We start from the raw sequence: 13,915 nt of genomic DNA on the forward strand, positions 1-13,915 counted from the left end.
TCCCCTGTAGGCAAGTGTCCTACGCGGCCGTTCCTCCGTCGCTGTCGCGCAAGCGTCCCAGCACCCGTGCCGCCGCATTGTTACCCACGGCCAGTTCGCGCGCATAGCGTAGCGCGGTGGTTGGCGACGACCAGCGCAGGGCGAGGGCAATTCCAGACCCATCCTCACCCGCCGCGAACAGATCCTGGGTCAGCCCGACCCGGAACGAATGGGCGCTCAAGGCCCGAACGGTGTCGCCTTCCATCCCGGGCTCAAGCTCGACATGGCCGAGATCGATCGCCTCGAGCACCCGGCGGCGCAGGATCGCGACCACACCCTGGCGGGTGAGCGGCTTGGCGCCAATGTAGTGCCGCACGACCCGCTGTCCGGCAGGATCTGGCGGACTGGTCAGCACATTGATCCGACGAAACACCGGGCCTTCGCTGAGGCCACTTGCCAGCAACCAGGCCGACAGACGCGCCATGGTGTCACCCGACAGCCAGGCCAGAGCCCCCTCCCCCAGCTGGTCTGTCTTGGAATGCCCGATCTCGAGCCGGCCGCTGCTGTCACCCGCCTGCCGCAGATCGGCAACCTCGGTGCCCACCAATTCCGAGACCCTGAGACCCGCGTCATAGGCCAGGCTGATCAGCGCCGCATCCCGCAGACCAATGATGTCGGTGCCGCAGGACGCGAGCAGCGCTTTTACCGTCACCCCCTCGGGAGCCCCCTGCCCTTCGGCCATGGCTTCGCCAAGCCGCAGCGGCGCGGCCTGACGCTGGCGTTGCCGCTTGTCACGGCGGATCCCTTTCAGGGTATCGCGCACCATCCCGGCCTGCGTTGCCAGCGGCTCTTTCTCGCCAAACCCCAGCATGCGATGAACTCGGGCAATGCTGGCGATCCGCCGCGCGAGCGTCGCGGGCCTGGCAGGAGCGCGCGTGTCCGAACCCTTCGCCAGCCAGCGCAGGTAGTGGACGAGCGTTTCCGGCTCGGCGGGAACCGCAGTGGCAACCGGCCGGCGCGACTTGCACCAGGCGAGGAAGCACTTGAGGTCTGCGGTGATCGCGGCCTTGGTCGCTGGCGCCATCGCCGTGACCGCCGCCTCGAAGGCGACCGAACGGGCGCCGCGTGCGTCGATCAGCGGCGCGTAGCGGCGCAAGACCAGCTCGACCGAAGACGGGAACGGTTGATCAGCTGCGGCGAGCATCGTTGTTTCCGGCGGATTTCACCGAACCTTTTTGGGCAAAATCGGTCCTTTCGGCAACACCGATTTTACCATAATATCAGATTATGGAAATTCCGCGATTCTGACAGTCGGACAGATAGGATACCAAACTGCACATTAGGTAAACTTTGTGATTGACCCAGATTCCCGGCGCAGGTAGCCAGTTCGGAACAGCAGGCAGGAGGGTCATTCGCTTGAACAGCGCGATCGACGCCGGTCCCATCGCCTTCCGTATCGGCCAGATCGATGCGCTGGCCAAGTGCCTGCTCGCCTCGCATGCCTTCTATTCCCCGGAAATGCGCGCTTCGCTGGCGCTCCACTGGCTCTCGCGCGCCTGGGAGCAATACCGCCAGGACCGGGGGATCACCCTCGGGACCTCGCTGATCGGCGCCGAATGCGCCGCCGAGCGCAATGCATTCCTCACCCTGCTCGAACGCGCCCTGTGCCCCCGCGAAAAGCCGCTCACCCAAGCGATCCGGACGGTGCGCAAAATCGCCATCCGACCGATGGCCAGCGAGGCCGCCGACGCCGAGGCCATCGCCGCCGCGAGCACGGACGACCTCGATGCGGTGCTCGAAGCGCTCGGTCAAACCAAGCTGCCGCAGGCCCCGCTTGAACGGCTGCTCGCGCTCGTCGACCGGTTCCGCTATTCGAGCGGCGATGAGCGCGATGCCCTGTCGGCCACCGCCCGCACGCCGTGCTGGGCGATCAACCTGGCGGCTGTGGCGCTTGGGTCAGCCTTCCGGCTGAGCGAAAGCCCCCTGCCCTTCGTCGGCGTCGTCCAGCGCCGGCTGTTCCGCGCCGATCGTGACGCTGGCGAACGGCGCAGCGACGGCCGCGAAAGCCTGCTTGCCGCGCTCCACGGCACCGCCTGTGATGTGGCCCGCCCGCCGCGTGCGGCCGAGATTTTCGCGCGCGAGTTTCCGAGCCAGCGTTCGAACTCACGGCTTTACCTCGCCTGGATGCTGCTGTTCGGGCTTGGCGGACTGACCCCCGCGCAGCTCGCCCGTGCGCTCCCCGCCACCAAGGCGGGCGCCGCCAAGCTGCTGCGGCACCTCGAAGCCCGGCATCTGGCCCAAGCCCAGGGTCCCTTTGCGCCCTTTGTCTGCGCCATCACGATTCCCATGGCCCTGCCCGATTGGCGGCATGAGACGGTCTCCTAGGCGGCCTGGAGCACCTCTTCCCGACCTTGCCGGGCCCGCAGCGCACCATAGGCGCAGAGCAGGCTCAGCAAGTCAGGAGCGATCCAGTGCGAGCGCGGCGTGGCTTTGAAGGGGGCCTGCAGGCGATATGGCGGTTTCTGATCGGCCAGCCTGCCGCCGCCGGGCGTGGGCCGCTCGGGCAGAGCTTGCGACATCAGGGCCTCGAAACGCCGCGCGGCGGCATCGCGCCGACCATGCGCCAGGGCCAGCATGGCGATGCGAGCCGCTGAGAAATGGTACACATTCGCGGCGAACCGGTCCCGGTAGGCAGGGTCGATGGCCCGGTGCCTCTGCCATTCCGACTGCCGGACCAACTGGGCAAGAGCCGCGGAATTGCGCCGGATTGTCTTCTGCGATGGCCTCGCCACCGCAAGCGAGCGTTCGGCCAGAACCACCAAGCGCACCAATTGCGCCAACGCTAGCCGACCGCCCGGTTCGCCTGGCACTTTGCCCATATCGCTCAGTGGCAGGCCGTGCTCCTGGCACCGCCAGCTCGCCCGCAGGATCCATTCGCGCCGGATGAATTCGGGCTTTCCCGCCCGCCGCGCCTCGTACCAGCACCGTGCACAGGCATAGTGGCGCAATCCGCGCGGCAGCAGAGCGCTTGCCTCGCAAGCCAGAAATGTCGCCGAAATCCGCTCCTTCTCGCATTGCACCGCCCAAGCAAGCCGCTCGACCAGGCCATCAAAGGCCTCGTGCCACGCCGCGTCGAGGCCGCGGCTGCCGCGTGCCAGGTCCTGTCCGGCCAGCGCCGGTTCAATGCCGAGATGGCGGAAAAGCACGCTTCGGCTCAATTCATGCGCACTTCCGACCCGATCGATCCACGAATCGAAGCACTCGTCCGCGAGCGGGCGCACGCGGAATGCGAGCGGTTCCGGCTCGAGCCCGAGGGCGATCACCGCGACGGATGGTTCGGCAGCAGACCCGCCGCCTCGCGGATATCGGCGAACTCCACGCGTTCGCGGCCATGGCGGCGGGCGACCTTCTGCCCCCAATGCAGCAACCGCTTGAAATTGCCGGTAACCCCGAGGCTGTGACGCCAGAGAAATTCGGCGATTTCGGGCTCGGCGAGCCGCTCAGGCTCGATCAGCTGCATCCCCTGCCCCAGAACCCGGATCAGGCGCTGCGACGGCTCTCCCGGCGGCCAGGGATTGAGCCGCACGATGATCGAGCGATAAGCCAGTTCGACATCCTCGGCAAAGATGTCCGCCGCGACGTCGAGCCCCGCCACCACCATCGGCACATTGCCTTCGCTCATCAGGAAGCGGAAGGCGTCGAGCGTATCGCGCCGCGCCCTTCCGCCAGCGGTGAGGATCGCATGGACATTGTCGATCCCCACAAGCCGCGTCCTTTGGCGGCGCAACAGCTCGACGACCTTGAGATCGGCGATCCGGTGCGTCTTGCCGGTAATCGGCCAGCCCTGCTTCCACAGCAGCGTCAGGTTGATCTTGAGCGCGGTCGAACCCGAAGGGATCACCGTGCGCAGCATCGGTTCGTAACGCGCCTCGCCCCATTCCTCGGGTTCGGGAAAGTCGAGCGCAATCCGGCGCTGGGTCTCACGCAGGATCGAGGTCTTGCCCATACCCGACTGGCCGACCAGCAGGACGCAGGGTGGCCGCTCGTCGGGCTCGTCATGCGCCAGCTCGACAAGCGTCTCGACCGCGCGGCGCGCTTCCTCGAAATCGATCCAGAAGGCCGAATGTACGCTCATTTGCGCCACTTGAGCCAGTCATCCTGCGGCAGATCGGCTGCCGGGACCCAGCGAACCTCGGACCACTCGATCCGGCCTTTCGCTTGGGGCGAGTGCGATACCCCTTCCCGCTCCCGGCGCTTGCGTTCCTGCCGACTGCTGGCCGTGCGATGGCGGGCCGCGAGAACTTCGCGCCGCGCAGCCTCGATATAGCGCGCGGTCGCCGCCTGCGCGCCGTCAGCCTGGAACGCTGCCCCTTCGCGCCGCAGGCGTTGTCGTTCGGCTTCCCATTCGGGCTCGCTGACGTCGGGATAGTGGCCAACTGCCGGAAGGGTGACGAACTGGCCGTCGATCTCAGCGTAGACCTCCTGCAAGGTGCGCTCGTCGTGGTGCACGGCGATCTGCTGACCGATCCAGGGCGCAAGCACCGGATGCCAATAGCGGCGATGTAGGATCTGCACGCCATAAGCCTGCACTGTCCGCTGCCGCGCAGGCAGGAATTGACGGGTGAGATGCTCGACATCGAGGCAGGCCGGAAGTAGCGGAAGATGGCCCGAAACCGCCATTTTCCAGGCCTGCGCGGGGCATTGTCCCCCCAGCCCCTTGTGCGGCGCGTTGTGATAGATGGCGATCTGCAACAGCAGCCAGCGCTCGAACTCCGCCAGGGTCATCGCCGCCGCCATGCCGGCATCGTAGCCGTCACGCTGGGTCACATTTCCGCCGGTCGCACCCGGCAGCAGCCGCATCCTGCCAACCAATGTGCCGATCAGCCGCTCGATGTGCCCGCCAAAGTGCGCCGGACCACGCGGCCGGATATCGGGATCGATGCCATTGGCTAGGCAGGCACGCCTGAAGCTATCCGCCCGGTGCGGAGCGGCATGGTCGGCATGTAGACGGCGAAATTGCCCGTGCATCGGGTAGGAAACATCGACGCCCAGTTCCTCAAGCAGCGGTTCCTTGGGTAACAAGGCATTGGCCACCGCCCGGCCGCAGCGGAAGATTGAAGGGTCCCCAAAACTCACATAAAAGCCCAGAATACTGCGGGTCCAGACCTCCACCAACAGCGTAATCCACGGGCGGGCGAGTTCCTCGCGATGCGTGCTATCGACCAGAATCACGTCGGCGCGGGTGTGATCCATCTGGACCAGATCGAGCAGGCCGTCGCTGCGGTATTCTCCCGGATGCGGTTCGTGGGCGCTGCGTTGCTTCGAGCCCATGCTCGATTTTGCCCGCTGCGGCTCCGAAATCTCCCCGATCAGGCGGATCAGGGTGCGCTCGCTCGGGACCTCGTCCGGTGAGAAGCGGAACTCCCCATCCTCCGCAAGCAGCAATCCGTGGATTTCGCGGGCCGCCAAGGCCGCCGTTGGCGGCGGCTTTGCCAGGAATATCTCATGGGTGAGCCGCTCGATTGCCGCTTTTACCGGCGCGGCGATGCGGTGGCTGCCAATCTGGGGGCCGCGCGGTGTCGGAGCGAGGCTAGCGGCCACCGGGTTTGCGCGGAATCTTGCCGCCAACCGGCGTACCTGGCGCGCGCTGAGGCCTGTCGCAGCTGAAACTTCGGCTATGACCCGTGCGGATATCGATCCATCGAGTGGAACATGGTGCCTGAAGATCGGATATAGCTCGGCACCGGTCGCCAGCGCCTCGGTTGAGATGGCCTTCGCCGGCTGCGGCTTCCGCTCGATCACCCGCCCTCCCCTGGCCGGAAATCGACCCGTTCGATGACATCAATTCTGGCAGAGCGCCCGACATGGTTTTCCGGCCTGCCAGAATTAATGCTCCCGGAGTCGCACTAATGCATTGATATTGAGTGCATAAATTCGGTTGCCAGAAACTTTGGCAGCCGACATTCGCCGGCCTGCTCCCGCTGGTCGATCCCGCCGATCGCCCGACCGCGGACTTGCGCCCACCCCGCGCCATGGTCGCCGCTCTGCTCCGCGCACTCGGCCACAGCAGCTGGGCACCGCTGGCCTCGCTGGCCGTTGAAATGGGGCCGGCCCTTATGGCCTGGGCCGATGAGCAGGGAGAGGAGGATCACGGTTCACCCGGTCTCCTGTTGGAGGACGCCCGGGATCTTCTGGCAGCCTTGCCTGCACCAGCGAGCGCCCTCCCCTTCGACCTCTTGAGCGCTGTCCACCGCGCTGTCGCGTCAAGCCCGCTGTTCGCGCCCGGGGAGTTTGTGCCGACGCCGCTGCGCATCGGCGACTGGCGCGTGACCGTCGAACGGCCACCCTCCCCTTCCCCGCGCTGGGCGGTCGAAGTCCTGCTCGGCGAGCCCTTCCGCCGGGCTGGCTATTTGCCGCACGCGCTCCCGCTGACCGGGCTGCTGCGCCTCGACGCCCTGGACGGTGACAGCGAGGAATCGCGCGCAGGTCGGGCTGAAGCGCTCCTGCGCCTCGCCGAGGGGCTGGGAAAGGACGTTGGCGAGGCGCGGGCGCTGGCGGAGGACGCGATGCGGCTCGGCACCGACCGGCGCAGCACCTCGCGGGTGCCAGCGCTGTATGCGCTTCTGGCCGGGTTCGGGGCGATGCGCTCGGCGCAGGTGGAACGGCTGCTCGGCGTCTCCCGCCTCGGCCTGCGCAAGATGCTGTCCACGCTGGAGGAGGACGGGTGTGTCTCACGCACCACGATCGGTGGGGTTCACCTTTACAGTGCCGCGAGGCCGAGGTCCGGAATCGAGGCCCCTCCCCTGCCCGCCTCCCCGTTCACGCCCGACGCGCTGGTGGAATTTGATGCGGCCATGGATGAGGTGGATGCCTTACTCTCACGACTGAGGCCGAACGATCCATGAGAACTGCCCCAATTGGCGTTAGCGTACCATGTCCAGCGTATCCCAGTCATTGAGCGTCTGCCTGATGTATCGCCTCAGGTTGCCACGAAAATTGCGTTGCGAAACGGGGATCCAAAGCAAGTCTACTTTGGTGGAGGTGCGGGTCGAGGTTGAATGGACAGCGCCCTCCCTTTCTCTCTCATAAAATAGACATTTTCAGAATCCGCCGCAGGCGCATGCGTTAGAGGGGTTAAGCCTTATAGTTAGAATGTTACTGGGTTTGAGGCTCGCAGAAACTGCCGGAATTTGGGCGATTCGCTGCCTGTGGATAGAATCCAATAACACGACGATTAAAGCCTGATAACACGATGGCGAGATTCTAATAACACGACGCTGGGGATCTGATAACACGACGGGTAGATCGGGAGGTGTGGATAAGTCTCTGCCGGTGAGTGTGAGAACTACCCCATAGCGCAGAGGTTAGTGTTCCGATTCGCTTTTGGCCTGCAGACCCCAAACCTATAACTACCTCCGCCGGGCCGGTTGTCGGTTCGAGCGTGTTATCGGGAATGTGACGTACCCGGTCCATCGTGTTATCGGGAATGGATATTCTCCTTCGCCACTCTGCTGTCAATTTTGCAGGCTGATCTATAGAATATCGAGGGGCCTTCTGTCCTTGCTCTGGTTTGAAGTTGTTTGCTTGGCGAGTGTGGAAATTGGCCAGGTTGGGGTAGTTTTCCGGATTGATTGCCTGGCTATCGGACGTGTTTTTAGAATCGTGGAGCCGACGTTCTGAAGCGTTCAGGTCGTCAGATTGTGGGGGATTCCCGTAGGCGTTGGCCTTCGTGCTGGTCCGTCTGAGCGATTCCCGAAAACACGATGCGGTGCACGCCGATGGCGGTACAGTGCAGACGATGCCAATCGACATCTGGCACCGGGACCGCATGGTAGTTTGTGTTGTAGTCCCTGCCCTGCTCGTAGCTGATACCGACAGAGACCTGATGCTTTGACCTATCTCGAGCGGTGGGTGGAAGAGGTGTCAGAACCCAGGCAGTGTGTGCTTGTTACGCTCGTGGTGTTTCTTCATGAAGCCGTAGAACCGCTTGGAATAGTTCCGCGGCATCTCGTTAGGATTGCTGTTCAGGAACGCGTCGAACTGCTTGATTAGGACGTCCAGATCCCAGCCAGGGCATTCGGTTTTGATCGCGATATAGGTCTCGGGGTCGAGCACCTCATGCGCCCGTCCACCGCGCCGGCGTGGCGTGGTAGCGGCTTTTGCCGCGTAGGCTGGGTCATGCGGGTCTTGGCTCGGGTTCGGATCGGCGACTTTGAGGTTCGAGATGGCGCGTTGCACCAAGGCATGCGTGAGGCTCGGGTCAACGAGGTCGTCTGCCGCTTGGATGGCTGACGGCTGAAGCGGTTTGTCCGCGTCGGGATGCTTTGGATTGGTCGTGCGACGGGCAGGGGAGGGGGTATCTCCACGCTTCACCGATGACACTTCGCGATGCCCATCCATGTACCGGCGCATCACCATCTTGAGTTTCGGGCGTGGCGTCTCTGCGCCGATCACTTCCAGGTTGATCTCAGGCAGGCTGTTCGCGCGCGCCAACTCGAGGATTTTGTTCTTGAACGAAGGAAGGGAGCTCTCGCTTCCGCTCTTCTGGTGCAGCGTCTCGAAGCCGATGGTGAAGCCTTCGGCACCATTGCCGCCCGCATGTTTGCGGCTCGCGCGATAAAGCCATTTGCCGAGACCGCTCGTGATCTCGAAATAGAGCGGCGAGATCGCAAGGACATTGCGCTTGTCCATCACACCGTCGAAGAACCACTTCGACAACGTAATCTCCATGCCGAGTGAACGCTGCGTGCGCTCGTCTACTAGATGAGTGTAACTGTCGATCCATGAGAACGTGGTCTCACGGGTTTTGGAGTTGGCCCGGATGTTCGTTTTTATCGTTGTGGCCTGAAGTCGATCTAGCGCTCCAATAAGGCGCTCGTAAGCGCGCCCGCTAACACCCCAGCAAATCCGTTTCAGCAGATCCCCGGGCTGAAGACGAATTGTCGGCGACAGGTCATTCTCACCCCGTTCACGCAGCTCGTTCAGATGAGATGCGAGATAGATCATGATATCAGCATCCCAGATCGTCGCCATGCCGTATTCCGGGTTTGCCGACACATGGACGGTGACCTGCTTGTCTGGACTCACGTACTCAATGGGTTTGATCCGCTTCTTCTTCGATAGGCTGAAGAAGGGGCGTTGCATCGTCTCCTGATAATCGCGCAGCGAAACATCGCTGAAGTCAGGCAGCGTGAAGAACATTTCGAATTGGACGCGCCGACCACCCGGTACTGCGGCCTGGGTCTTCGCCTTCCGGTCGCTCATGGCTTGTCCCACGCGTGGGACAAGGAGGGTAAAGCTTTGAAAATAGGGAGAAAAACCCCATTTCTTAGAGTGGGAAATCTCGTGCTATTCCTGACGGCAACAAGTCCCATCAGCGACCGGCTCTTTTCAAGATCTTGGCCCTCTCTATGAGTGGGCGAATAGCCTCAAGGATATCATCCGCGGACAGATCAGTCGGGTTGATGGTGATGGTCAGGCCTCGCGCTCGGTCACGGTCGACCTGACCAATCGTGGAGCCTTTGGCTTCGATGGTAGCCTTCTGGTGGCGAGTTCCCCGGCTTGTCGTAGTCGACTTGATCAGTCGCGCAACGACCTCGGCGCCGCCAATAGGCTCCTCATCCCCCGATTGCCGAAAGCTCTGTTCCGCAGCGATGTCTTTGGCCGCTGCCTCCATCTTCTCCCGCATTGCCGGAGTGCGAATGAGTGGAAGAAGCTTATCGCCATGGCGCACTTGGAGGTCCATTGGCGAATTGAACGCGCTGACAATCGATTGCGGGATTTCCGTGAGGCCGATGTATCTCGACAACATGGATCTCGACAGCTTCACCCGATCGGCCAAACGGGCCTGCACGCCATCATAATAGGCGTCGACCGCAGCTTTGTAATTCGCCCCACGTTCAAGATCGGAAATGTCTTCACGCTCCCGGTTCTCGATGTCCGCAAGCCTGAAGGCCGCCTCGTCGTCGAGATCCTCGATGATCGCGACAAGCTCGATATCAGGGTAGTGGTTCGCGTTGAGCCAGGAGATGGCCCAATGGCGACGCGTCCCGATTACAAGCTCATATTCGAGCGCAGCATTCTTCACGCGCCGAACGACGACCGGTATCCGGTTGCCATTCTCGGCCTGGATCGAATCGATTAGGCTTCGGACGCGATCTTCAGTCAGCAGGGCATAGTCCCGGGCATTTCCCGGCCAGATTGAACATTCTGATGGCTTCAGCCGGATGGTGGGGCGTTTCACCATCCGGGCAGCTTCGGTGAACCCCTCCAACCGCCGCGCGGTGAAATTGCGGGCTGCTCCACTGTGGCCGGCATCCGTCTGCTCGACTGTAGGCTCGGTTGTGGGCGCTGGCGCTGCCAGAGCTTCGCTGATCGCTGAACGCCGGCTCATGCTGCTGCGCTCGTGACAGTGTCGCTCGCACGTCCGGAGATACTCTGCGACGGCCACTGCTCGCGAATCTGCTGGAGAACTTCTCCGAACACGGAGTCGAGATTATCACGGCACCGTTGATAGGTGGCGTGCGCAGCCGATGGCTTGCTCTCGTAAATCGACCTGAAAGCCTGGGTCGCGTTCTTGATCTCTTCCGATGCCAGAATAGGCTGGCTCAGTAGGAAGTTCGCATAAGTTGCCTGCATCATCTTCCACATGTCGGCTTCACCAGGCTTGCTTGGCGTGTAGGCAGAACAAACTACACGAATAAAGCCATAATCCACGGGCGTACCATTCTCTTCAAGGATCTCGATATTGTCAGCGATTGTATCCATGAAGTGAATGGTCGATAAATAATCGAGCTGCCGAGCTGGGACGGGGACAAGAAGCCCTGTCGCAGCGGCCATCACGTTCAGCCCCAGAAAGCCCATCGCTGGCGGTGGATCCAGCACGATGACATCGAAATCTTTGATGATATCCTGAATGCCGATGCGAAGTCTCTGCAAACCCTCGCGGACTGCCTGACCGCCCTCGCGCAACGTCGCTGTCAGATCCCATTCCGCGTCCTGAAGCCCAAGACTTGAAGGCACGATTTTGATCGTCGGCCAAGCCGTGTCGTGAATGGCTTGACGGAAATCGTCAAAGGTGCTGCGCGGCGAGAGGAAATTGCCGAGCGTCTTGTCTTCATCGAAAAGGGTTTCGGGCTGAATATCGAACATCGTCGTGGTCGAAGCCTGCGGGTCGCAGTCGATGACCAACACGCTATATCCATGAAGAGCCAAATAATCTGCGAAGTGCTTGGTTATCGTGCTCTTACCCACACCACCTTTGAAATTTTGCACGGCCACCACGACAGCATCTTCATCAGTGGCTTTGCCTGGATGAATGTGGAGAGCCTCGCGGATCTTAGTCAGATCCTCAAGCGTGTAATAGCGCCGGCCATTACCCAATTGCTTTGGCGGCGAGAGCCGACCTTCCTTCTCAGCCTTCGCCAAGGCTTCGGGGGTACGCCCGACCAGCTCCGCTGCTGCCGTAGGGCCGAATGTGAGGTCGAGAACCTTGCGGTCTTCCGGTTTGAACACGACCGATTTTACGCGGTCGCGCATCATCTCACACGAACGGGTCATCGTCCGAAGCGTGTTCACGGTATATGACATCTTCGGGTGCCTCCCTTCGAATCAAGACAATTTGATCCAGTTTGTGTTTCATGAGCAAAAATAAGCGCAAAAGTCAAACCAGCGCTTGGAGTGACGCATGATCCCCTAATCGGGACGAGTGGAGCTCGTCGATCGGGAACCGGCTATCCATTCAGATTGTACGACCCAATGACTGATGGAGCGCTTTTGGAGGTACTCTTGGGGCGAACCACTCAGGAGGCGAGGCCGGGAGGGACGCAGCGAACGTGAGGGGCAACGTTGCCGTTGTTCATTACTCATGATATCTGTACCTAGATAGCTACCTAGGAGTCGACGGTGACCGCAATCTTTAGCTCGCAGGAATTCAACCAAAATCCGGGTCGCATCAAAAAGGCAGCTGAAGATGGGCCGGTCATTGTCACCGAACGCGGCCAGCGCAAGCTTGTTATACTGAACTGGGCGGAATACGAGGCGCTGTCAGCCAGCGCGCCGAATATCGTCGATTTGTTCTACGATCCCGAAACCGCAGACATAGACTTCGAAGCCGTTCGCTTTAGTGGCTTCAGCAAGGCTTAAGTGTGGGATGAATAAATGTATCTGCTTGATACCAATGTGATTACCGAACTCCGCCGCGCTGGTAACGGAAAAGCTGATCCTAACGTAACATCTTGGCTACAAAAGCAAAACGCCGTCGAACTCCACATCTCCGTCATTAACCTCTTTGAGATGGAAATGGGTGTCTGTCGCCTTGAAAGGAAAGATCCTGTCCAAGCGGGTGCGTTGCGCCGCAGCCTCTCGAAGGTATTCTTACGAGCCTTTGGTAACCGCATCCTCGATATTACGCCGGATATCGCAACCAAAGCTGCGTCGCTACATGTTCCGGATCCGCGGGCCGAACGCGATACGTGGATAGCAGCGACGGCAATTATTCACGAGTTGACAGTGGTCACACGCAATGTCGCCGATTTTTCCCATGCCCCGGTCCAGATTCTCAACCCTTGGGATCAAGGGAAGGGGTGATTGTTCGTTAGGGAGGCGAGCCGGAACCCAGCGCCGCTTAGAGGGGAACCCAGCTCCGGCTGCTTGACGACTTCCAACTTTGGTTCTCCCGCAATCAAAGCTCGCCGCCGCATGCCAGGCCCTGCACGTATGAAACGAACGCAGTTGGAGGGTTCGAAAAACTCTGGCGCTTGTCGGCCTGACCTGATTCACTGCCCTTGCGGATGAGCGGAGGCGATGATGGCGGGACAGCCCGGTTTCTTTGATCTTTCGAACCGGTACGAGGCCTTGAGCGCAGCGGGTGATCCGTTGGAGCGTCTGTCCGGGGTGGTCGACTTTGAGGTTTTCCGGGGGCCATTGATCGCCGCTCTGCGCCGCAGTGTTCGTGGCAAAGGCGGGCGGCCGCCGTTTGACCCGGTGATGATGTTCAAAATTCTGGTGCTGCAGGCGCTCTATTCGCTTTCGGACGAAGCGACGGAATTCCAGATCAAGGATCGCTTGTCGTTCCAGCGCTTCCTGGGCCTTGGGCTCGATGGCACGGTGCCGGATGCAACGACGGTGTGGCTGTTCCGCGAGCGCTTGGTGCAAGCCAAGGCAATCGACAAGCTCTTCGCCCGCTTCGATGCCGCACTGACCGACCGGGGCTATCTCGCCATGGGCGGCCAGATCATCGATGCTACCGTTGTGCCTGCCCCCAAGCAGCGGAACACCGACGAGGAGAAGGCAGCGATCAAGGACGGCCGGATCCCGGAGGCATGGAAGGCAAAGCCAGCCCGGCTCCGTCAGAAGGATCGCGATGCCCGCTGGAGCGTGAAGTACACCAAGGCCAAGGTGAAGGAGGGTGCCGATCCCAAGGCCTTCAAGCCGGTCGATCTCGCCATCCCGATGTTCGGCTACAAGAACCACATCGGCATCGACCGGGCTCACGGGTTGATCCGGACCTGGGATGCCAGTGCCGCCAATGCCCATGACGGCGCCCGGTTGCCTGACCTGATCAGCACGAACAACACCGGTTCGGGCGTCTGGGCTGATACCGCCTACCGGTCGAAGAAAAACGAAACCTTTCTCGAGAGGGGCATGTTCAAGAGCCACATCCACCAGCGCAAACCGAACCGCCGTGCCATGCCCGAGCGTGTCGCCAGAGCCAATGCGAAGCGATCGGCCATCCGCTCGGCAGTCGAACACGTCTTTGCCGGGCAAAAGCACCGCATGGGCCTGATCGTGCGCACCATCGGCATTGCCCGCGCCCGCATCAAGATCGGCATGGCCAACCTTGCCTATAACTTCCAGCGCCTCGCATGGCTTGAGGGGCGTACTGCGCCCGCGTGACCCAAAAACCGGCCCACGCAGCCGGCTCCGCCAAGAAAAT

At 61.7% G+C, this 13,915-nt stretch carries 12 protein-coding genes; 5 read left to right on the forward strand and 7 right to left on the reverse strand.

What is annotated here, in order from left to right; translation table 11 throughout:
- Positions 1-19: 19 nt before the first annotated feature.
- Positions 20-1,183 (reverse strand): tyrosine-type recombinase/integrase, encoded by a 1,164-nt coding sequence (locus FA702_RS21890; protein ID WP_136958162.1) that lies wholly within the window; start codon positions 1,181-1,183, stop codon positions 20-22.
- 212 nt (positions 1,184-1,395) lie between these two features.
- On the opposite strand from FA702_RS21890, the gene FA702_RS21895 reads away from it, so the two are divergent.
- On the forward strand, positions 1,396-2,364 hold the full coding sequence (locus FA702_RS21895; protein WP_136958163.1) for a hypothetical protein: 969 nt from the start codon (positions 1,396-1,398) through the stop codon (positions 2,362-2,364).
- On the opposite strand, the gene FA702_RS21900 is transcribed toward FA702_RS21895, so the two are convergent.
- From FA702_RS21900 to FA702_RS21910, 3 genes are read right to left on the reverse strand one after another with little or no spacing between them, the layout of a single operon-like run.
- On the reverse strand, positions 2,361-3,302 hold the full coding sequence (locus FA702_RS21900) for a TniQ family protein (RefSeq protein WP_255504938.1): 942 nt from the start codon (positions 3,300-3,302) through the stop codon (positions 2,361-2,363). The two genes, FA702_RS21895 and FA702_RS21900, sit on opposite strands and share 4 nt — an antisense overlap.
- Positions 3,299-4,114, reverse strand: a complete 816-nt coding sequence (locus FA702_RS21905) for a TniB family NTP-binding protein (protein WP_136958164.1) — start codon at positions 4,112-4,114, stop codon at positions 3,299-3,301. The genes FA702_RS21900 and FA702_RS21905 overlap by 4 nt, the downstream gene beginning before the upstream one ends.
- Entirely contained in the window at positions 4,111-5,781 is a 1,671-nt protein-coding gene (locus FA702_RS21910) for a Mu transposase C-terminal domain-containing protein (protein WP_136958165.1), read from the reverse strand. The genes FA702_RS21905 and FA702_RS21910 overlap by 4 nt, the downstream gene beginning before the upstream one ends.
- Positions 5,782-5,903: 122 nt before the next feature.
- On the opposite strand from FA702_RS21910, the gene FA702_RS21915 reads away from it, so the two are divergent.
- Entirely contained in the window at positions 5,904-6,884 is a 981-nt protein-coding gene (locus tag FA702_RS21915) for a hypothetical protein (RefSeq protein WP_136958166.1), read from the forward strand.
- Positions 6,885-7,902: 1,018 nt separating this feature from the next.
- Here FA702_RS21915 and FA702_RS21920 read toward each other — a convergent pair.
- The 3 genes from FA702_RS21920 to FA702_RS21930 all read right to left on the reverse strand — a co-directional run bounded on the left by FA702_RS21920 (position 7,903) and on the right by FA702_RS21930 (position 11,568).
- A complete protein-coding gene (locus FA702_RS21920; RefSeq protein WP_136958167.1) occupies positions 7,903-9,243 on the reverse strand; it encodes a replication initiator protein A in 1,341 nt (446 codons plus the stop codon).
- Positions 9,244-9,352: 109 nt separating this feature from the next.
- Entirely contained in the window at positions 9,353-10,372 is a 1,020-nt protein-coding gene (locus FA702_RS21925) for a ParB/RepB/Spo0J family partition protein (protein ID WP_136958168.1), read from the reverse strand.
- Positions 10,369-11,568 (reverse strand): AAA family ATPase, encoded by a 1,200-nt coding sequence (locus FA702_RS21930; RefSeq protein WP_168196193.1) that lies wholly within the window; start codon positions 11,566-11,568, stop codon positions 10,369-10,371. The genes FA702_RS21925 and FA702_RS21930 overlap by 4 nt, the downstream gene beginning before the upstream one ends.
- 315 nt (positions 11,569-11,883) lie before the next feature.
- Here FA702_RS21930 and FA702_RS21935 point away from each other — a divergent pair, with 315 nt between their 5' ends.
- From FA702_RS21935 to FA702_RS21945, 3 genes are all read left to right on the forward strand, one after another.
- A complete protein-coding gene (locus tag FA702_RS21935) occupies positions 11,884-12,123 on the forward strand; it encodes a type II toxin-antitoxin system prevent-host-death family antitoxin (RefSeq protein ID WP_136958169.1) in 240 nt (79 codons plus the stop codon).
- A gap of 15 nt (positions 12,124-12,138) precedes the next feature.
- On the forward strand, positions 12,139-12,567 hold the full coding sequence (locus tag FA702_RS21940; protein ID WP_136958170.1) for a type II toxin-antitoxin system VapC family toxin: 429 nt from the start codon (positions 12,139-12,141) through the stop codon (positions 12,565-12,567).
- Between the two features lie 219 nt (positions 12,568-12,786).
- A complete protein-coding gene (locus FA702_RS21945; RefSeq protein ID WP_136957250.1) occupies positions 12,787-13,875 on the forward strand; it encodes an IS5 family transposase in 1,089 nt (362 codons plus the stop codon).
- The last annotated feature ends 40 nt before the right edge of the window (positions 13,876-13,915 follow it).

The organism is Novosphingobium sp. EMRT-2, from assembly GCF_005145025.1.
GTDB lineage: Bacteria > Pseudomonadota > Alphaproteobacteria > Sphingomonadales > Sphingomonadaceae > Novosphingobium.